The sequence below is a fragment of the Entomomonas sp. E7T21 genome, assembly GCF_058693955.1.
Map to the genome: position 1 here is coordinate 3,274,612 of NZ_CP191672.1, position 20,419 is coordinate 3,295,030.

General features: G+C 36.0%; 14 protein-coding genes. 9 read left to right on the plus strand and 5 right to left on the minus strand.

All coding sequences use genetic code 11. The annotated features are described in order from the left end of the window. Positions 1 to 27 precede the first annotated feature (27 nt). On the minus strand, positions 28 to 516 hold the full coding sequence (locus tag ACQVD9_RS15600; RefSeq protein ID WP_264746844.1) for an Lrp/AsnC ligand binding domain-containing protein: 489 nt from the start codon (positions 514 to 516) through the stop codon (positions 28 to 30). Between the two features lie 144 nt (positions 517 to 660). Here ACQVD9_RS15600 and ACQVD9_RS15605 point away from each other — a divergent pair, with 144 nt between their 5' ends. The 4 genes from ACQVD9_RS15605 to mscK all read left to right on the plus strand — a co-directional run bounded on the left by ACQVD9_RS15605 (position 661) and on the right by mscK (position 6,775). Beyond that, entirely contained in the window at positions 661 to 1,917 is a 1,257-nt protein-coding gene (locus tag ACQVD9_RS15605; protein ID WP_264746845.1) for a D-amino acid dehydrogenase, read from the plus strand. A 12-nt stretch (positions 1,918 to 1,929) separates the two neighbouring features. Then, on the plus strand, positions 1,930 to 2,283 hold the full coding sequence (locus ACQVD9_RS15610; RefSeq protein WP_264746846.1) for a RidA family protein: 354 nt from the start codon (positions 1,930 to 1,932) through the stop codon (positions 2,281 to 2,283). 76 nt (positions 2,284 to 2,359) lie between these two features. Next, positions 2,360 to 3,430, plus strand: a complete 1,071-nt coding sequence (gene alr, locus ACQVD9_RS15615) for an alanine racemase (RefSeq protein WP_264746847.1) — start codon at positions 2,360 to 2,362, stop codon at positions 3,428 to 3,430. A gap of 63 nt (positions 3,431 to 3,493) precedes the next feature. After that, entirely contained in the window at positions 3,494 to 6,775 is a 3,282-nt protein-coding gene (mscK, locus tag ACQVD9_RS15620; protein WP_264746848.1) for a mechanosensitive channel MscK, read from the plus strand. A gap of 36 nt (positions 6,776 to 6,811) precedes the next feature. On the opposite strand, the gene ACQVD9_RS15625 is transcribed toward mscK, so the two are convergent. Beyond that, positions 6,812 to 7,381, minus strand: a complete 570-nt coding sequence (locus ACQVD9_RS15625) for a DNA-3-methyladenine glycosylase I (protein ID WP_264746849.1) — start codon at positions 7,379 to 7,381, stop codon at positions 6,812 to 6,814. Between the two features lie 107 nt (positions 7,382 to 7,488). Between ACQVD9_RS15625 and ACQVD9_RS15630 the strand changes: the two genes are divergently transcribed. The 3 genes from ACQVD9_RS15630 to ACQVD9_RS15640 all read left to right on the plus strand — a co-directional run bounded on the left by ACQVD9_RS15630 (position 7,489) and on the right by ACQVD9_RS15640 (position 15,863). Continuing rightward, positions 7,489 to 8,898 carry a sulfatase-like hydrolase/transferase gene (locus ACQVD9_RS15630; protein ID WP_264746850.1) on the plus strand — a complete coding sequence of 470 codons (1,410 nt, stop codon included), beginning with the start codon at positions 7,489 to 7,491 and terminating at the stop codon, positions 8,896 to 8,898. Positions 8,899 to 9,928: 1,030 nt separating this feature from the next. Further along, entirely contained in the window at positions 9,929 to 14,374 is a 4,446-nt protein-coding gene (gene gltB, locus ACQVD9_RS15635; RefSeq protein WP_264746851.1) for a glutamate synthase large subunit, read from the plus strand. A 67-nt stretch (positions 14,375 to 14,441) separates the two neighbouring features. After that, positions 14,442 to 15,863, plus strand: a complete 1,422-nt coding sequence (locus ACQVD9_RS15640) for an FAD-dependent oxidoreductase (RefSeq protein ID WP_264746852.1) — start codon at positions 14,442 to 14,444, stop codon at positions 15,861 to 15,863. 20 nt (positions 15,864 to 15,883) lie between these two features. On the opposite strand, the gene ACQVD9_RS15645 is transcribed toward ACQVD9_RS15640, so the two are convergent. Next, a complete protein-coding gene (locus ACQVD9_RS15645) occupies positions 15,884 to 16,438 on the minus strand; it encodes a chorismate--pyruvate lyase family protein (RefSeq protein WP_264746853.1) in 555 nt (184 codons plus the stop codon). Between the two features lie 300 nt (positions 16,439 to 16,738). On the opposite strand from ACQVD9_RS15645, the gene proB reads away from it, so the two are divergent. Beyond that, positions 16,739 to 17,854, plus strand: a complete 1,116-nt coding sequence (gene proB, locus ACQVD9_RS15650; RefSeq protein ID WP_264746854.1) for a glutamate 5-kinase — start codon at positions 16,739 to 16,741, stop codon at positions 17,852 to 17,854. A 4-nt stretch (positions 17,855 to 17,858) separates the two neighbouring features. Then, positions 17,859 to 18,299, plus strand: coding sequence for a hypothetical protein (locus tag ACQVD9_RS15655; RefSeq protein ID WP_264746855.1), 441 nt, complete (start codon positions 17,859 to 17,861; stop codon positions 18,297 to 18,299). Here ACQVD9_RS15655 and folK read toward each other — a convergent pair. Together folK and pcnB are read right to left on the minus strand one after the other, a co-directional pair. Further along, positions 18,296 to 18,781 (minus strand): 2-amino-4-hydroxy-6-hydroxymethyldihydropteridine diphosphokinase, encoded by a 486-nt coding sequence (folK, locus tag ACQVD9_RS15660; protein WP_264746856.1) that lies wholly within the window; start codon positions 18,779 to 18,781, stop codon positions 18,296 to 18,298. The two genes, ACQVD9_RS15655 and folK, sit on opposite strands and share 4 nt — an antisense overlap. Next, on the minus strand, positions 18,774 to 20,147 hold the full coding sequence (pcnB, locus tag ACQVD9_RS15665; protein ID WP_264746857.1) for a polynucleotide adenylyltransferase PcnB: 1,374 nt from the start codon (positions 20,145 to 20,147) through the stop codon (positions 18,774 to 18,776). The genes folK and pcnB overlap by 8 nt, the downstream gene beginning before the upstream one ends. Positions 20,148 to 20,419 lie beyond the last annotated feature (272 nt).

Consider the following 20,419-nt stretch of genomic DNA (forward strand, 5'->3'; position numbering starts at 1 on the left):
TGTTTTTAAAAATATTATTTAAGTGTATTACTCCATAATAGGTAAACTTAATGTTTCCTTAAGCTCCTCCATTACAATATAGCTTTTAGATTCCCTGACATGAGGTAATTTTAATAAAATATCTCCTAACAACTTACGATAAGAGGCCATTTCCGAAATACGTGCTTTTAGTAAATAGTCAAAATCTCCTGATACCAAATGACACTCCTGCACTTGAGGTAATTTGATAACAGCTTTTCTAAACTCTTCAAAAATATCACCTGACTTGTAAGAAAGGTTAATTTCCACAAAAACCAAAAGATTAGATTTTAAATGTTTTGGATTAAGTTGAGCATGGTAACCTAGTATTACTTTTTCCCTTTCTAATCTTCTCACTCTTTCTGTACAGGGTGTTGTAGATAACCCTACTCTTTCCCCAAGTTCTGTAAAAGGGATACGCCCTTCTTGTTGCAATATCTTTAAGATATGTCGATCAATTTTATCCAAATCTCGCCGACTCTCTTTTTGTGTTCTCATCACAATATCCACTATTTATATTAATAAATACCATAATAAACGCTAAATATTATTAATCAAACAGAAAAATAAACTAGATAATTCACTATATACTAGTTATTAATCTTGTTTATAAAAATAACTATTGATATTAAGAGGTAGTTTATGCGGGTACTTATATTGGGTAGCGGAGTTACTGGTACAACACTCGCCTATTATCTTGCCAAAAAAGGAATGCAAGTTACTGTAGTAGATCGTCAATCAGGCCCAGCTTTAGAAACAAGCTATGGTAATGCTGGACAAATCTCTCCAGGGTATGCCTCTCCATGGGCTGCCCCAGGAATACCTTTCAAAGCACTAAAATGGCTGCCTCAAAGACACGCACCATTAGCAATTCATGCTACAACTGATTCACTACAGTACCGTTGGATGATGCAGATGCTACGTAACTGTACAGCAAGTCGCTATGCAATTAACAAAGAGCGAATGGTGCGCCTTTCTGAATATAGCCGTGATTGCTTAGATCAGTTACGTAATGAGACAGGTCTAACCTATGAAGAAAGAACATTAGGTACTACCCAGCTCTTTCGCACTCAACAACAATTAGATGCCTCAGCCAAAGACATCAAAGTGTTAAAAGAGTCCGGTGTACCTTATGAAGTATTAGACCGAGCAGGTATTGTGCAGGTAGAACCTGCACTAGCTCCAGTAGTTGACAAACTCACGGGGGCCTTACGGTTACCCTATGATGAAACAGGTGATTGTTATTTATTTACCACACGTATTGCTAATATGGCAAAAGACCTAGGTGTTGAATTTAAATTTAATAGCATTATTGATCGACTGCATATTAGCAATAATATTATTAATGGAGTATGGATTGATGGTGAACTTGTTCAAGCAGATCGTTATGTCTTATGTTTAGGTAGCTATACACCAAAGTTTTTAGCTTCTGTAGGAATTTATGTACCCATTTATCCATTAAAAGGCTATTCACTAACAATACCTATTACCAATGCTGAAATGTCGCCTGTTTCTACTATTTTGGATGAAACTTACAAAGTAGCCATCACCCGTTTTGATAATCGAATTCGTGTAGGTGGTATGGCTGAAATATCTGGTTTTGATTTATCCCTCAATCCTAGACGACGAGAAACCTTAAAAATGGTTACTCAAGACCTCTACCCACAAGGTGGAGATATTACTAAAGCCGAGTTTTGGACCGGTTTGAGACCAGCTACTCCAGATGGAACTCCAATTATTGGTGAAACTCTTATCAAAAATCTTTATCTAAACACAGGACATGGAACCTTAGGTTGGACAATGGCTGCTGGTTCTGGTCGCTACTTAAGTGATATATTAGCAGGCCAGAAGCCCGAAATTAGCACCGAAGGTTTTGATATTTCACGCTATAAAAAATAATTAGGAGTTATTATGTCAATTAAACGTCTACATGCTAATAAACGCATGAGCCAAGTAGTTATTCATAATGGTCTAGCTTATCTTTCAGGCCAAGTTTGTGAAGATGTACAAGGTGATATTGAAAAACAAACTAAAGAAACCTTAGCCGCTATTGAAAAATTGTTAGGTGAAGCAGGCACCGACAAAACACGAATTCTTTCAGCCACTATTTATTTAAAAGATATTGAAAAAGACTTTGAAAATATGAATCGTGTTTGGGATACATGGCTACCTGAAGGTGTTACTCCAGCAAGAGCCACTGTTGAAGCAAAAATGTGTGAACCTGAGCTATTAATTGAAATTAGTATAGTCGCCACATTACCTTAATGTATAGTGAGCTATCACTTTGTGATAGCTAATAACCTTTATTGATCCTCTTATTAAATATAATTGAGAACTAATCATGCGTCCTGCTCAAGCTATTATTGATCTTAAAGCCCTTTGCTATAACTACCAATTAGCTCGCTCTATTTCTGGCTCTAAAGCCATTGCTGTTATTAAAGCAGATGCTTATGGTCACGGAGCTGTGCAATGTGCAAAAGCATTAGAAAAAGAGGCTAATGCTTTTGCTGTAGCTTGTATAGAAGAAGCTTTGGAATTAAGAGAAGCAGGTATTCTGAATCCTATTCTATTATTAGAAGGTTTCTTTGAAGAAAGTGAATTAGCATTAATAGATAAATTTGATTTATGGGTAGTTATTCACTCCCACTGGCAAATTGCTGCTATTGAAAAAGCATCTTTAAGCAAACCATTAAATATATTTCTTAAAATGGATTCAGGCATGCATCGAGTAGGTTTCTTTCCAGAACACTATAAGGCTGCTTACCAAAAACTTTTGACAACAAATAAAGTAGCTAAGATCACCTTAATGACTCATTTTGCTCGCTCTGATGAGCTAGACACTGATTATACGAAACAACAACTAACAACATTTCAACAAATCTCCAAAACATTAAATGCAGAAACCTGCCTATGTAATTCGCCAACCTTATTAGCCTATCCTGAACTGGCTACTGATTGGGTACGCCCTGGGATTATGCTCTACGGTTCTTCACCTTTCAATCAACCACAATCACCAGCAGATCAATTAACGCCTGTGATGACCTTACAATCAAAAATTATTGCTACACGAGAGCTACCTATGGGAGAACCAATAGGTTATGGTGGTCGTTTTATTACTAACAAGCCCATGCGCATAGGTATAGTAGCAATGGGTTATGCTGATGGTTACCCCCGCCATGCACCTAACGATACTCCTGTACTACTAGAAGGAAAAAAAACTAGACTAATTGGTCGAGTTTCTATGGATATGCTGACAATCGATTTAACAGATCATCCTAATGCAGGTGTTGGCAGTCAAGTGGAGTTATGGGGGAAAAATATTTTAGCCAGTGATATAGCAAAACTTGCTGATACAATTTCCTATCAATTGTTTTGCAACGTTAAACGGGTGCCTAGACTATTTACCTACTAGCCCAAATAGCAACAACTGTGCATAATAAAAAAGGATTTTTTACAGGCAAAGGGCTCGCTAAAGATGAAGCAGACGTGGTACATTTTTTTACTTTTATTACTTAGCTTTACACTACCAAGTTTTGCAGCTCCTGCTGCAACTAACGCTAATGAGGCAACCAATGCTGTATCTACCACAACTATTCAACAAGCAATTGATGACTTACCAGCCAAAAAATTACCTGAAAATGAAGCAACTGTAGCCAAATCAAACCTTGAACAAGCCTTACAATTTGCAAAAAATCGTGACGAATCTGAATCTAAAATTGCCAGCCTAAAAAATCAACTTGCCGATGCTCCTGCTAAGTCCAATACTTATCGTCAACAACTAGAAGAACTTACGGCCAATCCTGCTAAAACCATTCGTGATATAGAACCCAAGATGAGTGATGCTGAATTACAGCAGCGTCAGAGTGATAACAATACACAAATTACTAATTGGCAAATAGAATTAACTAATGCCAATAATACTATTCAACAACTACAAACACGTCCAGAACAAACACAGTCACAAATTAGTACTTTACAAGCCCGTCTGCAAGAAATAGCAGATCAACTAAAAATTACCCAAACAGATGCTGTTAAGCTTAAGCTTCAAGCAGAACAAGCCGCTATTAATGCACAGATTAATTTAATAAACCAAGAACTTGCTGGTAGCAGCGTATTACAAGATTACTCAACTAGTTCACGCAACTTGCTTACTGAACGAATTAATAGATTGGAGCAAGAAAACCTACAACTACAAAATATTATTAATGCTCGTAGACAAGCTGCAACAGAAAAAACTGTGCAAGATTTAGCACAACATCAAGGCAACCAAACAGACACATTATTAAGTCAAGAAAGCGAAACCAACCTTAAACTTTCTGAATACCTTTTAAAAAGTAATAATCGCTTAAATGAAATCAGTCAACTCAATCAAACAACCAAACAACAATTAAATAAAACACAAAAAATTGAAGAAACATTAAAAGAACAAAGCCTTGCATTAAAAAATAGTATTGCTCTCTCTAGAATTTTATATCAACAAAAGCAGGTATTACCAACGCCAATAGAGGATAATCTAGCTAATGAAATAGCCAACTTACGCATATACCAGTTCCAACTTAACGAACAACAAGAACAATTTATTAGTCCAAGTAACTATGTAAATAGATTACTCGCTAATAATACAGATGTTAATGATGATTTACGGCAAAAGCTACTTGAACTCGCTAGAACTCGCCAGCAATTATTTAGCCAATTACAATATTCTTTAAATAGCTTAACTACTGAGGCCATTAATCTACAGTTAACTAAACAACAACTACAAAAAAAAGTATCACAGATTTCTGATGATATAGATGAAAAAATGTTCTGGCTACCCAGTAATTCAACGTTAGGATGGAACTGGCTAAAACAAGTACCAAGTCGTTTAAAAGAAGAACTTAGCTCTATTTCTTGGCAGCAAACGCTAACAGACTTAGGGCGAGGGCTGATTGATAGACCTTGGATATTTGCTCCTGTTGTCTTCTTTATTATATTACTACTTTGGAAACGCTGTTATTTATCAGCCAGAATAGAATCGCTTAACAAAGAAGTAGGCAATGTAAGGCATGACTCACAACTCCATACCCCATTAGTTATCCTATTTAATATTTTACTTGCCCTTCCTGTGGCTTTAGTGCTTGCTTTAGGAGGAATTGCACTATTATTAGACGGGCAAGGAATGAATATTGCCTATGGCAAGACATTATTAGAATTAGCATTAGGTTGGATGTTTTTCTATACAACATATCGACTATTATCACCTAATAATGTAGCAATGACTCACTTCAATTGGAGTGAACGACAAGTAGCCACAATGCGCAAACAGATCGTTCAAATAGGTGCTTTATCACTCGTTTTAATGTCTGTCGTTACCATTGCTAGTCAACAGTTAGGCAATTTAGCCAATGATGTTTTAGGTATTATTATCGTTGTTATTTGTTACCTTTTAATGGCCTTGATAATTGCTCGTACTGTTTTTTCAAAAAAAGCCAGATGTTACTTTAATACTATCCGCTGGATTATGGCTATTGCTATTGTTTCACTACCTATCATTCTTATGATTGCAACTATTGCAGGTTATTACTATACCGCTCTACGATTAACTGACCGTCTAATAGATACCCTCTACGCATTATTAATATGGGTAGTATCTGAGGCAGTATTAGTTCGTGGACTAAGCGTAGCTGCCCGTCGTATAGCTTTCCAACGTGCATTAGAGAAACGAAAAAATAAAGCAGAAACCAAAGAAGGTGAAGAAGAAATAATTGAAGAGCCTGTATTAGATATTCAAGAAATTAACCAACAATCATTACGCCTCATCCGCTTAGGTTTATTTGTTGCTTTTGGTTTTACACTATACTGGATATGGTCAGATGTTTTGGCAGTATTCTCTTACTTAGACACTATTACACTATATCAGTATATCGGGGCAGATGGCGCGACTTTAGTTCCTTTAACACTAAAAGCATTTATTATGGCTATTGTTATAGCAATCGTAAGCGTCGTATTAACCCGTAACCTCCCTGGTTTACTTGAAGTCACTGTATTATCTCGTCTCAATCTAGAACGGGGTATTTCTTATGCCACTACTACCTTACTGACTTATATCATCATCGCTGTTGGCTTCTCTCTAACATTGGGCCTATTAGGTGTTAGTTGGAATAAATTACAATGGTTAGTTGCTGCACTTTCAGTAGGGTTAGGTTTTGGATTACAAGAAATCTTTAAAAACTTTGTATCAGGTATTATTCTACTTTTTGAACGCCCTGTTCGGATTGGCGATAGAATCACAGTAGGAGGTGTTACGGGTACAGTAAATCGTATTCAAATCCGTGCTACCCGCGTAACAGATGGTGACCGTAAAGAGGTTATTATTCCTAATACCACCTTTGCAACAGGTCAACTTATTAACTGGACACTTACCGATACCATTACCCGTATTACCCTTAAAATTGGGGTTGGTTATGACTCAGATATAGATAGGGTTAAAGAACTACTATTACAAATTGCTCAAAATAACTCTCGCGTAATTCAAGACCCAGGCCCCTCTGTTTCTTTTGTAAACTTTGGTGCCGACACTCTAGACCTTGAATTAACCATGTTAGTTAATGAAATAGCAGATCGTGGTGCAGCCACTGATGAAATTAATCGTCAAATACTCACCCTATTTAGAGCAGAAAATATTGATATTCCTTATCATCAAGTTGATGTAACACTCAAAAATAGTGAAGGTAAAGAGTTAACACTAACAGAACCTCAACAAAAAAAGAAACTATAGAGAAATCATAACAACTTGGTAGTGTTAACTACCAAGTTACTTATTCAATTTGTCTATTATTTTCTTATAACTAAAGCAATCTGTAATATGATCCATCACCATACCTGTAGCTTGCATATAAGCATAACAAATAGTTGAACCTACAAAAGTAAAACCTGCTTTCTTTAATGCCTTACTCATAGCATCTGACTCTGTAGTGGTAGCAGGTATTTCTTCCATTTTTTTAAAATGGTTTATTTTTGGTTTTCCACCAACAAACGACCAAATAAATTGCACTGGTTCTTCAAGCTTTAACCAAGCAATCGCATTTTTACGAGCGGCATTGACCTTTAATCGATTACGGATAATACCTTTATCTTGTAATAACTGCTCAATATAATCATCAGACATTGCCGCTATTTTATGTGGATCAAAATTAAATAATACCTGTCTATAACGTTCTCGTTTCTTTAATACTGTTATCCATGAAAGTCCTGCTTGAAATCCTTCTAATAGCAACATTTCAAATAAGTGTTTCTCATCATAACAAGGTATTCCCCACTCCTTATCATGGTAGGCTATATATTCAGCATCAGTACCACACCAATAGCAACGCTGTTTACTCATTAAAATACCCCTTTAACACGCAATAAACCTTATTAAAAATAGCTCACTAAAGATATTTTTTTACAGTTACTTTATACTTTATCTTTTTTATTACTAGCCATTTTACAATGAATAATCAGTTAAACATAAAGTCGCTTATTTATACAGCCTGTCTATTATTAATATTGCCTAATTTTATTTTTGTTCTTGCAACTTATTGGACTGGCGATAATCGATCAATTTTTAATATTGATTATTTACTCCCTTTTATCTGTCTTATTTTTCATAACCGAGTAATAAGAGCAACAGGTATTATATTATTTATATTTATTTTTCTGATTGATATCTTACTGATTGTATTACAACACTATCCTGGCTTTCATTTTAGAGACAGCCTTTATTTAATTAGTTTTATTTTTTCAGGTCCTAAAATCTTTCTTGTTTATGCAACAGTAGTTGTTGCTATTATTGCTATAGAGTCTGCTATCTTATGGCAATTCACTAAGAAGATAACTAGTAATAACCTATTAACAGTTACATTAATACTCGTTTTAGGTACTACCACTTCTTACTTTATAGAGCAAAGCAATGGACAGCAAATGGATATCTATCACACACCATTTGCCAGCAGTAATACGATTTATTTTATAAAAAACCAAGAAGCAAGCTTTTCAAATTTATTAGGTGGTGATTTATTAGAACCAAGCCCCTATTACCATGCTACCACACCATGGACAAATGCCATTCAACAACACCAACCTTTAAATAAAAAAATTCTTTTAATTGTCGTCGAATCATGGGGACAACCCTTAAATCAAACTATTCAGGAAGATATTTTAAAAAATCTAAAAGCCAAAACTAATTCTTTCGATTATTTAAATCAAGGTAATTTTTTATTCCGTGGTTTTACTGTTGAAGGAGAACTACGAGAACTCTGTCAACTCTATCCCTCTACAGTGGATCTTTACCAGATAAAAACTGGCTTCCAAAATTGTATGCCTCATATACTAAATAAACTGGGTTATGAAACACAGGCAATTCATGGCGGTAGTAGTACTATTTATGGTAGAAAAAAATGGTATCCTAAAGCGGGATTTAAAACCCATACTTTTCAAGAAGAGTTAAACAAACCAGTTAACTGCATACCCTTTGATGGTATCTGTGATTGGGATATTTTACCCTTTCTTAAACAATCCTTTGCTCAAGATAAAAAACTCTTTAATTATTGGTTAACATTAACTGCACACTATGCCTATTATCAACATGATATTCATAATGAGCGGTTTAATTGTGCCATTTATAACGTATCAGCAACAGGAGACGCTTGTCGCAACCTTAAGTTACAAGCACAATTTTTTGATTATATTGCAGAGTTTATTACCTCACCAGAAATGCAAGGTGTCGAAGTTATTATTGTAGGAGATCATCCACCACCATTGTTTAAAGCTAGTGAAATAGCACTATTTAAAACTAAAGAGATGCAAGATGGCAAAGTTGGTTGGGTACATTTCAAAATAAAAGATAAAATTTCACAATAATATTTGATAAATAAAAAAAGGCATAAACGATTTAATGGCAAAAATAATCGTTTATGCCCAAATGGCAACCTAATTCATTAGGTGATTATTAATCTCTCTGAATATCATTTCCTAAAATTTTATTTTGATTTTGAATAAAAATTAAAAAGGACTGCTAAACCTTAATTTTTTAACAAAGCGTTTCTATAGCAACTAAATCCTTATCCGCTAAAAATAATTTAAATATAGATATGTAATATGAATATAGCTCTAACTTTACTTCTTAAAATCTATAAAAAATAAAAATCAAACACACAACACAAAGTGCTAAACCATATATAAAGAATATTAGTAACTCAACCTATCCATTTACTAACCTACACCTCTACTACTGGAGATTCCTTCCCCTTCCTTAGTTATTAAAAACATACTAAAAATTAATAAACGTCAAATACAAAACGAGTGTTAAAAAATCATTAACTTCAAAAATGTATTTTATTTACATTGCTAATTAAAACAAGCAATACCTTCTTCTTAAATCTTTAAGAATTCAGAACAATAACTTAAATATAGAAACAACATTATATAACAAAATTACTTATATTCTTTTAGCATATTAACATAAGTTTTTTTTATATGTGATTAATATATTCTATAATACTAATACAATCCATTAATAACAGCATTCCTTTTTATTACAAAGCCTTATATACATTATCGCGCAGCATTTATACTGTGCTTAAACCACATCCATATATAACTTTTTCTTATTAATAAAAAGAAAACTCCTTTAATTTTTTAATTATGGTAAAAAATAGTCAGCCTTTAGAATTATTCTTTTGTCTAACAACCTAATTATTTAGCTATACAATAAGTAAAATCGATATTATGCAAAATACGTATATCATATACACTATTTGCATATTGTAAAAATAAACATATAATACACGCCCTTTATTCAAAAACCTTAAAGATAAGTTTTGAATAAAATACATTATAAAAATATCTAGCTATTAAGCATTAACGATTGAACTACCTGATGGGAATTACTATGAATACAGGTTTATATTATCCAGACCAGTTTAAAGATAACTGTGGCTTCGGCTTGATTGCACATATGCAAGGTACGGCTAGTCACCATCTTTTAAAAACTGCCATTCAAGCACTTACTTGCATGACCCATCGTGGTGGCATTAATGCTGACGGAAAAACAGGCGATGGCTGTGGTCTATTACTTCAAAAACCTGATTCTTTCTTCCGCATAATCGCAAAAGAACAATTTCAAGCAGACTTACCCGAACAATATGCTGTAGGCATGGTATTTTTAAGTCCTGATGAAGAAAAAGCTAATACTGCCAAAGAACAACTTAACCAACAAATTACAGCTAATGGTTTAAAACTTATTGGTTGGCGTGAAGTTCCTACAGACTCTTCAGTACTAGGTCCATTAGCATTAGAAAGAATGCCTCGTATTGAACAAGTTTTTGTGACAGGAGATGGGCTCTCTGATCAGGCTTTTGCCATTAAACTATTCTTTGTGCGCCGACGAGCTGAAATAGCTTTAAAAGATGATAGTGATTTTTATGTATGTAGCCTATCGGGCAAAAACATCATCTACAAAGGTTTAATGATGCCTGCTGATCTTGAGCAATTTTACCCTGATTTAGGCGATGAGCGTATGGCTACGGCTATTTGTGTATTCCACCAACGCTTTTCCACTAACACAATGCCAAGATGGCGTTTAGCACAACCTTTTCGTTTTCTTGCCCATAATGGTGAAATTAACACCATTACGGGAAATCGTAATTGGGCTCTTTCTCGTCGTAAAAAGTTTGCTAACCCTTTATTACCTAATTTACAAGAATTAGAACCACTAATTGACTGTTCAGGCTCAGACTCTGCCAGCATGGATAATATGCTAGAACTCTTAGTCACAGGCGGTATGGATTTATTCCGTGGTTTAAGAATGATGATTCCACCAGCATGGCAGAATGTGGAAACCATTGATGCTGACTTACGTAGTTTCTATGAATTTAACTCTATTCATATGGAGCCTTGGGATGGCCCAGCAGGTGTAGTATTAACTGATGGTCGTCATGCCGTTTGTCTACTAGATAGAAATGGTCTACGTCCTGCCCGTTGGGTAACTACTAAAAATGGTTATATCACTTTAGCCTCTGAAGTAGGTGTATGGGATTATGATCAAAAAGATGTATTAGCTAAAGGCCGTGTAAGTCCAGGACAGATTTTAGCCGTTGATACTCATACAGGTGAAATGCTCAACACCGAACAAATTGATAACCGCTTAAAAGTTAGACACCCTTACAAACAGTGGCTAAAACAAAATGCTTTACGCATTCAAGCAACATTGAATGAGAGCCAACAAGGTGATGCTAGCTATTCAGGAGAACAGCTAGCACAATACATGAAAATGTTCCAAGTAACTTTTGAGGAACGTGACCAAGTATTGCGCCCACTAGCAGAACAAGGCCAAGAGGCGGTAGGCTCAATGGGTGACGATACACCAATGGCTGTCTTATCTCAGCGTGTTCGTTCAGTATACGATTATTTTCGCCAGCAGTTTGCACAGGTGACTAATCCCCCTATTGACCCTTTACGTGAAGAAATCGTAATGTCATTAGAAACCTGTTTAGGCCCTGAGTATAATATCTATGAAGAAGCACCAGAACATGCCAATCGGGCTATTTTAACCAGCCCTATTATTTCTCCTGCAAAATGGCAAACTATCCTTAATATGCAACGTGAGGGATTTGCTAAAGAGATCATTGATCTTAACTATGACCCTGCTATTGGTTTAGAAGCGGCCATCAAAAAAGTGGTAGAACAGGCAGAACAAGCCGTTAGAAATGGTAAAAGCCAGCTAATTCTTTCTGACCGTAACATTGCTGCTAACAAACTACCTATTCATGCTGCATTAGCAGTAGGGGCTGTACAACATCATATGATAGCTACAGGCTTACGTTGTGAATGTAATATTCTGGTAGAAACAGCAACAGCCCGTGATCCTCATCAATTTGCTGTACTCATAGGCTTTGGTGCTAGTGTAGTTTATCCTTACCTAGCTTATGAAGTATTAGCAGATCTAGCAAGAACAGGCGAAGTAGTAGGGGATATATACGAGATATTTAAATATTATCGTAAAGGCATCTCTAAAGGCCTTAAGAAAATTCTTTCTAAAATGGGTATATCTACTATTTCCTCTTACCGTGGAGCACAGCTTTTTGAGGCAGTAGGTTTATCTTCTGAAATAACTAACCTTTGTTTTCGTGGTGTACCAAGCCGTATTGAAGGTGCTCGTTTTATTGATTTAGAAGCTGAACAAAAACTACTAGCTAGCGAAGCATGGGATAGTCGTAAAACTATCCAAAAAGGTGGTTTACTGAAATTTATCTACAATGGTGAATACCACGCTTACAATCCTGATGTAGTACAACTCTTACAAGAAGCTGTACAAACAAATAACTATGCAAAATTCAAAGAGTATGCGCAAGCAGTAGACACTCGCCCAGTTTCTATGATTCGTGACTTATTTAAGGTTAAAGCAGTTAATACACCTTTACCATTAGATAAGGTTGAACCTATTGGCGCCATTCTAAAACGTTTTGATTCTGCGGGCATTTCATTGGGTGCATTATCACCAGAAGCACATGAAGCCTTAGCTGAAGCTATGAATCGTCTAGGTGCACGTTCTAACTCAGGTGAAGGTGGAGAGGACCCTGCTCGCTATGGCACCATTAGAATGTCTAAAATCAAGCAAGTTGCCACAGGTCGTTTTGGTGTTACACCAGAATATTTAGTTAATGCTGAAGTTTTACAGATTAAAATTGCCCAAGGTGCTAAACCTGGTGAAGGTGGACAGTTACCTGGTGGTAAAGTTAATGGCTTAATTGCTCGTTTACGTTATGCCGTTCCTGGCGTAACGTTAATTTCACCTCCTCCTCATCATGATATTTATTCTATTGAGGATTTGGCACAGCTAATCTTTGACCTTAAACAAGTCAATCCACAGGCCTTAGTATCAGTTAAATTAGTGGCTGAAGCAGGCGTAGGAACTATTGCCGCAGGTGTAGCAAAAGCTTACGCTGATTTAATCACTATCTCTGGTTATGATGGTGGTACAGGTGCCTCCCCTATTAGCTCTATCAAATATGCAGGGGCACCTTGGGAATTAGGCTTAGCAGAAACTCACCAAACATTACGTGGTAATGATCTACGTGGCAAAGTCAGAGTACAAACTGACGGTGGTTTAAAAACAGGTTTAGATGTCATTAAAGCAGCTATTTTAGGTGCTGAAAGCTTTGGCTTTGGTACCGCACCAATGATCGCATTAGGTTGTAAATACTTACGTATTTGCCACCTTAACAATTGTGCTACAGGTGTTGCCACTCAAAATAATCGTCTTCGTAAAGAACATTTTATTGGCACAGTTGAAATGGTCACCAACTTCTTCCAATTTATTGCTGAAGATACTCGTGAATGGTTGGCTAAGTTAGGCGTAGCTAGTTTAGAAGAAATTATTGGTCGCACTGATTTATTAGAAGTTTTATCAGGTGAAACAGATAAACAAGCTAACTTAGATCTATCACCCTTACTAGCCAATAGCCAAATTAAAGATAAACCACAGTATTGTGAAGTAGCAAATAATCCGCCATTTGATAAAGGATTATTAGCAGAACGCATGGTAGAAATGGCGATGCCTGCCATTGAATCACTCTCTGGTGGCGAGTTTGAACTCAACATTTGTAACTGTGATCGCTCCATAGGTGCCAGAGTATCTGGTGAGGTTGCAAAACTACATGGCAACCAAGGCATGTCACAAAATCCTATTACCTTCCGCTTCACAGGTACAGCTGGACAAAGTTTTGGGGTGTGGAATGCTGGCGGTTTACATCTGCATTTAGAAGGGGATGCTAACGACTATGTGGGTAAAGGTATGACAGGGGGTAAGATTGTGATTACTCCACCAAAAGATAGTACGCTAAAAACCCAAGAGTCAGCTATTGTAGGTAATACTTGTTTATATGGTGCTACAGGAGGAAAACTCTTTATAGCAGGTACAGCAGGTGAACGCTTTGGTGTACGTAATTCTGGTGCTCATGCTGTTGTTGAAGGAACAGGCGATCACTGCTGTGAATATATGACAGGTGGTTTTATCTGTGTATTAGGAAAAACAGGTTATAACTTTGGTTCAGGTATGACAGGTGGCTTTGCCTATGTATTAGATCTAGACCGTACTTTTGTGGATTTAGTGAATCATGATCTTGTTGAAATTCAACGAATCAGCAAAGAAACGATGGAAGCCTATCGCAACCATTTACAAAGTGTATTAGATGAGTATGTGGATGAAACAGACAGTGCTTGGGGTAAAGAGATAGCCGATAACTTAGATGATTACATCCGTAGTTTTTGGTTAGTAAAACCTAAAGCAGCCAATTTAAAAATGCTATTAAGCAGCACCCGTGCGAATCCACAATAATAGACTAAAGTGAATGGTTAATACTGCTCACCGTAATTACTACCGCCCAGCGGTAACGAGGTTGTAAATGACTGAACATACACATAACGACTTCCAGTTTCTTGACGTGTTACGTAAAGAACCTAAAAGAAAAGCTTTAGGTAAACGTAAAAGAGAATTTATTGAAATCTATAATATCTTTGAACCAGAGCGAGCTACAGAACAAGCTGAACGTTGTCTTGACTGTGGCAACCCCTATTGTGAATGGAAATGTCCTGTTCACAACTACATTCCTAACTGGTTAAAGTTAATCACAGAAGGCCGTATTTTTGAAGCTGCGGAGCTTTCTCATCAAACTAATAGCTTACCAGAAGTCTGTGGCCGCGTATGTCCGCAAGACCGTCTTTGTGAGGGAGCTTGTACACTCAATCAAACTGGCTTTAGTGCCGTCACTATTGGCTCAGTAGAAAAATATATCAGCGATACTGCTTTTGCTATGGGCTGGCGACCTGATATTTCTCACGTAAAAAGTACAGGTAAAAAAGTAGCTATTATTGGTGCTGGCCCTGCTGGCTTAGGTTGTGCAGATGTGCTTGTACGCAATGGTGTTACACCTGTTGTGTTTGACCGCAATCCAGAAATCGGTGGCCTACTTACTTTTGGTATTCCAGAGTTTAAATTAGAAAAAACTGTAATGAGCCGTCGTCGTGAAATCTTTACAGAAATGGGCATTGAGTTCCGTCTTAATACCGAAATTGGTAAAGATATTTCTATGCAACAGTTACTCGATGACTATGATGCTGTATTTATGGGCATGGGCACTTATACCTATATGCAGGGTGGCTTTCCTGGGGAAGACTTAGCAGGTGTTTACGATGCATTAGATTTTTTAATTGCTAATGTAAATCATAATCTTGGCTTTGAAAAATCAGCTGATGATTTTATCTCCATGAAAGGTAAACAAGTAGTCGTATTAGGTGGTGGCGACACGGCCATGGACTGTACCCGTACCTCTATCCGTCAAGGTGCAACAACCGTTACTTGTGCCTATCGCCGTGATGCTGAAAATATGCCTGGCTCTCGCAAAGAAGTTAAAAATGCTAAAGAGGAAGGTGTTAGATTTTTATTTAACCGTCAACCTATAGAGATTGTTGGTAATGGCAAAGTAGAAGGTATTAAAGTAGTAGAAACAGAACTGGGGGAACCTGATGCTAGAGGTCGCCGTTCACCCGTACCTATTGCAGGCTCAGAAGAAATTTTACCCGCTGACGCAGTTATTATTGCCTTTGGTTTCCGTCCAAGTCCTGCACCCTGGTTTGAAGAGCACAAAATCAATTTAGATAACCAAGGTCGTGTAGTTGCGCCAGCAAGTGGCCCCTACCAGTATCAAACCAATAACCCAAAAATATTTGCAGGCGGTGATATGGTCAGAGGTTCCGATCTAGTCGTTACTGCTATTGCAGAAGGTCGTGGTGCAGCTGAAGGTATTTTAAACTACTTAAAAGTTTAATTTGAAAAAAGGGCAATTTTTTATTGCCCTGATTTTTTAATCTCTAATTTTTGCCAAAAAGCAGGCAAAAATATCTCTTGTACAATCACATTGACTTCTTCATTAATAAAACTTGACCACCTTCCCCATAAATTTTGAAACTGATGAGTTGTTGGTAATAACTCAACAGGATAACGCGTTGCCTCAAGGGGGGTTCTTTGAAAAGTCTTATCAATAAATAATATAGAGCCTAATGATTTTTCACCAATATTGGTTAAATCGTATTGATCATTTTTTAAATCAGTTTGTAAAGCAACACTACGCGCATAAACCCAAGGTTCACCACCACCCTTTAAAAAAACCTCTCTTACCCAACCTTTTTTATCAATAGGTGCTGCAAGCTTTTGGTATTCATCTGGACGTAATATCTGCCATTCTTCTAGCAATACTTCAATAGAAAATTGTTGTTGACTAACTGTTGTTAACCTTTGAGTAAGAGAATCTTCATTAAATAGCCAATCAGCTTCCTGCTCTGTTAGTTGCTCATATAATTTTGATTGGGTACGCCATTTAATAGCTAATAGATTATTTTTCATAATTAATTTTATTGTGAAGCAGGTAATAAACGACAATAACATTGAGTATTTTACAATACATACCCAACAACGATAGGAGTGCTTCAGTGATTTTTAGATTACTGGTCTTATAAATAGTTTCTAACTGATGATATGGATACCACAAACTACTATTAATAAGACTACCCCTCAAAATTATAATAATTATTTAGTTATATTAAAATTAATTTCTTCATCCTATCTCAAGCCATCTTATTATTTCTACTTATAAGGTATAAAATAGATAAATTCTGGATTTGTATTTTTAGGATATTAATAATCATGCGGCAAATAGTTTCCCAAACCAAACGCTGGGTTATAAAAATAGGTAGTTCTTTACTGACTGCTAATGGTAAAGGACTAGATCCCCATGCTATGCAAGGTTGGGTTGAACAAATGGTTGCTCTACGAAACCAGGGTATTGAACTTATCTTAGTTTCATCTGGTGCTGTAGCTGCAGGAATGAGTAAACTAGGTTGGGAAACCCGCCCTAAAGAAATGCATCAACTGCAAGCAGCAGCAGCTATTGGTCAAATGGTTTTAGTACAAGCGTGGGAGAACTGTTTTGATCAATTTAACTGCCAAGCAGCACAGATTCTATTAACTCATGATGACCTATCTGACCGTAAACGTTATTTAAATGCCCGTAGTACGCTAAGAGCTTTAATCGATTTAGCTATTATTCCTGTTATTAATGAAAACGATACAGTAGTCACTGATGAAATTCGTTTTGGTGATAACGATACTTTAGCAGCGTTAGTAGCTAATCTAGTAGAAGCAGATTTATTGGTTATTCTCACTGATCGCGATGGTATGTTTAATGCCGATCCCCGCAATAATCCAAATGCACAGTTAATCTATGAAGCGAAAGCCAACGATCCTAGTTTAGATGAAGTAGCAGGCGGTGCAGGAAACTTAGGTCGTGGTGGTATGCAAACTAAACTAAGAGCAGCTCGTTTTGCCGCTCGTTCTGGCACAAACACTATTATTATTGGCGGCACAATCCCCCAAGTAATTACTAGATTACAACAAGGCGAACGTATAGGAACACTATTAACACCTGATCAATCACCCATTGCTGCTCGTAAACAATGGTTAGCAGGCCAACTACAGGTTAAAGGCAAAATAACTCTAGATAACGGTGCTGTAACCGCACTCACACAATACCAAAAAAGTTTACTACCTGTAGGCGTAAAAAATATAGAAGGTGATTTTAGACGAGGTGAGATGGTTGCCTGTATTAATTTAGAAGGTATAGAAATCGCCAGAGGACTCATTAACTACAATGCTTCCGAAGCACAAAAAATCATTGGTCTAAGCTCAGATGAAATAACAAAGGTTTTAGGTTTTATCAATGAACCAGAACTTATTCATAAAGATAACTTAATTATTAATTAGAAAAATGGGACATCATATTCAAGGCATTATTAGTAAATCTGACAATATTAATGCCTTTGCGCGATACTATTCTTTAAAGAAGCGTATTTCATTAAGCCAAGGTTTTTCTTTACTCATGTTGAGTGAGGATGATTTAGATTCTTTTATTTTTTCTGCTAATTATGATCTATATGATATTAATGGCCTATCTGATAAATTAGTTGAAATACTATCTCATTATTCCTTACAAGCCCCTATCGCTTATATTGCAACGGACTATTTTGGTGGCACGGGCAGTCAAGCGGCAATAGCTTTTGCAAATGGAAATATTATCCTACCTCCACAATGCGCTGAAATCGGGGTAATCAATCAAGCACTAAAACTTATAGGCGTAATTTCTAATAATATTATTGACGAGTTTGACACATTAAACCTAGGTCAATATCGTCATATGGATGAAGATTAACTTGATAGTCTCTTCAAGTTTTGCGAAGGACAATCAGCCAGTAAGTCAGCCACTACTCTGCCATCTGGCAAACAAATATTAGGGGCTATTTCTAATAAAGGCATTAACACAAAGGAACGTAAAGCCATTTGGGGATGAGGTATTATTAAACGTTCTGTATTAATTTTTTGATTACCATAAAGAATTATATCTAAATCTAAGGTTCTAGCACCCCATCGCTCTTTACGTTCTCTGCCATGCTCATTTTCAATTTGTTGCAATTGATCTAATAAGGCTTCTGGCGTTAACACCGTTTCTAAACAAGCAACAGCATTAATATATTGAGGCTGCCCCTCTAATAATGAATCACTTATATACAATGAAGACTGACTAACAAGCTTAATATCAGGTAAATTAGCTAATGCATTTAACGCTGTAATCAACTGGGTAACTGGATCTTGTAAATTACTACCTAAACCAATATAAACAAGTTGTTTAGTCAATTTTTCCCTCTGCTTTATTCTTTGCCTTAGACTTATAGTGATAACGCTTTCTACGACTTGGCTTTTTATCTCCATTTACTTGACGAATCATTGTTCGTCTTTGCTGATCATCGGCTTGTTGGTAACATGTCCACCACTTGCCTAAACCTGCTGTATCCTCTCCTACTGACTCCCTCAACAATAGAAAATCATAGCCTGCACGAAAACGAGGATGTACTAATAAGGCATCTGCTTTTTTACCTTGTCTTCTGGTCAATCTAATTTGTGCTTCCCAAATCTCACGTATAGGGATACCAAAGCGTTTAGGAATAGTCGTATATTTACTTTGCTCAGCAATTAACTCATTAGCTAAATCATGTAAATCCAATAGGTTAGGCAAATTTTCAGAAATTGGTTTTTCTAAATGCTCTAATAATACTGGCCACAATAAACTAGCATATAAAAAGGCTGGATTAACTGTTTTTCCACTATTTAATCTATCATCTGTATTAATCAAAGCCTGCCGAATAAACTTTTCTGCTTGTGGTGATTTATCTAAAGCCTTAGCAGTTAGGGGAAATAAATAACTAAATAAATTATATTGGCAAAGCAGTGTGAATATTTTTACTGCATTACCTGATAAAAATAACTTTAATACCTCATCAAATAACCTAGCAGCAGGAATATCCCCCAATAAATAAGATAACTGATTAAGTGGTTGCTCAGTTTCTGAAGCTATAGAAAAGTCTAACTTTACCATAAATCTTATGGCCCGTAACATTCTTACAGGATCTTCTTGATAACGTTTTTGTGGATTTCCAATTAAACGAATTACTTTACTATTAATATCTTCCAAACCATTTACATGATCTAAAACTTGTTTTTTTACAATATCATAATAAAATGCATTAATCGTAAAGTCTCGTCGTGTTGCATCTTGCTCAATTGTTCCATAGACATTATCACGCAATATGCGGCCACTACTGTGTTGCGCAGCGTCTGTCGCAATATCATCTTTACTGTGAGGACCTCTAAAAGTTGCTACCTCTATGGTTTCTTTTCCCCAAAAAACATGAACTAACTTAAAGCGACGCCCAATTACTCTGGAATTACGAAAAATTTTCTTAACCTGTTCAGGTGTTGCATTAGTTGCCACATCAAAATCTTTCGGACGTAAACTCAGTAACAAATCACGTATACAACCACCTACTAAATAAGCCTCATAACCTTCTTTATGAAGTTTTTTAATGGTTTCTAAGGCATTTTTACTAATGTGCTCTTGTTCCAATGTATATTTCTTTTTGGATGGTAATTGTTGAGAACCACCTGATGCTTTATCAGAACGCTTAAACAAGCCATCTACAGATTTGAATATTTTTTTCAACATAAAAGATTAATACACTATATTTTGAATAAGTTTGAATAACAGAGACAACTACTAAATACCTCATTTATATAAATTAGACTATGAAAATAACAAGTTATAATCTAAAAAAAGTTTGCTTATAGTCAACTAGTTATTTAAATTTCATACTTTTTTCACAATTTAAACAAATAACTATCGATAATTATAGCAATACACTGTATAAATATATATTAATTTGAGTTAAGCTATACAAATAAAATCATTTGCAAGATATTGTATAGAGCTTGGGCTAC

Bases quoted from the DNA above. Each gene is read 5' to 3' on its own strand.
- ACQVD9_RS15600 (WP_264746844.1), bottom strand. From the start codon at position 516: ATGAGAACACAAAAAGAGAGTCGGCGAGATTTGGATAAAATTGATCGA.
- ACQVD9_RS15610 (WP_264746846.1), top strand. From the start codon at position 1,930: ATGTCAATTAAACGTCTACATGCTAATAAACGCATGAGCCAAGTAGTT.
- ACQVD9_RS15630 (WP_264746850.1), top strand. From the start codon at position 7,489: ATGAATAATCAGTTAAACATAAAGTCGCTTATTTATACAGCCTGTCTA.
- ACQVD9_RS15625 (WP_264746849.1), bottom strand. From the start codon at position 7,381: ATGAGTAAACAGCGTTGCTATTGGTGTGGTACTGATGCTGAATATATA.
- mscK (WP_264746848.1), top strand. From the start codon at position 3,494: ATGAAGCAGACGTGGTACATTTTTTTACTTTTATTACTTAGCTTTACA.
- ACQVD9_RS15645 (WP_264746853.1), bottom strand. From the start codon at position 16,438: ATGAAAAATAATCTATTAGCTATTAAATGGCGTACCCAATCAAAATTA.
- alr (WP_264746847.1), top strand. From the start codon at position 2,360: ATGCGTCCTGCTCAAGCTATTATTGATCTTAAAGCCCTTTGCTATAAC.
- gltB (WP_264746851.1), top strand. From the start codon at position 9,929: ATGAATACAGGTTTATATTATCCAGACCAGTTTAAAGATAACTGTGGC.
- ACQVD9_RS15655 (WP_264746855.1), top strand. From the start codon at position 17,859: ATGGGACATCATATTCAAGGCATTATTAGTAAATCTGACAATATTAAT.
- ACQVD9_RS15640 (WP_264746852.1), top strand. From the start codon at position 14,442: ATGACTGAACATACACATAACGACTTCCAGTTTCTTGACGTGTTACGT.
- proB (WP_264746854.1), top strand. From the start codon at position 16,739: ATGCGGCAAATAGTTTCCCAAACCAAACGCTGGGTTATAAAAATAGGT.
- pcnB (WP_264746857.1), bottom strand. From the start codon at position 20,147: ATGTTGAAAAAAATATTCAAATCTGTAGATGGCTTGTTTAAGCGTTCT.
- ACQVD9_RS15605 (WP_264746845.1), top strand. From the start codon at position 661: ATGCGGGTACTTATATTGGGTAGCGGAGTTACTGGTACAACACTCGCC.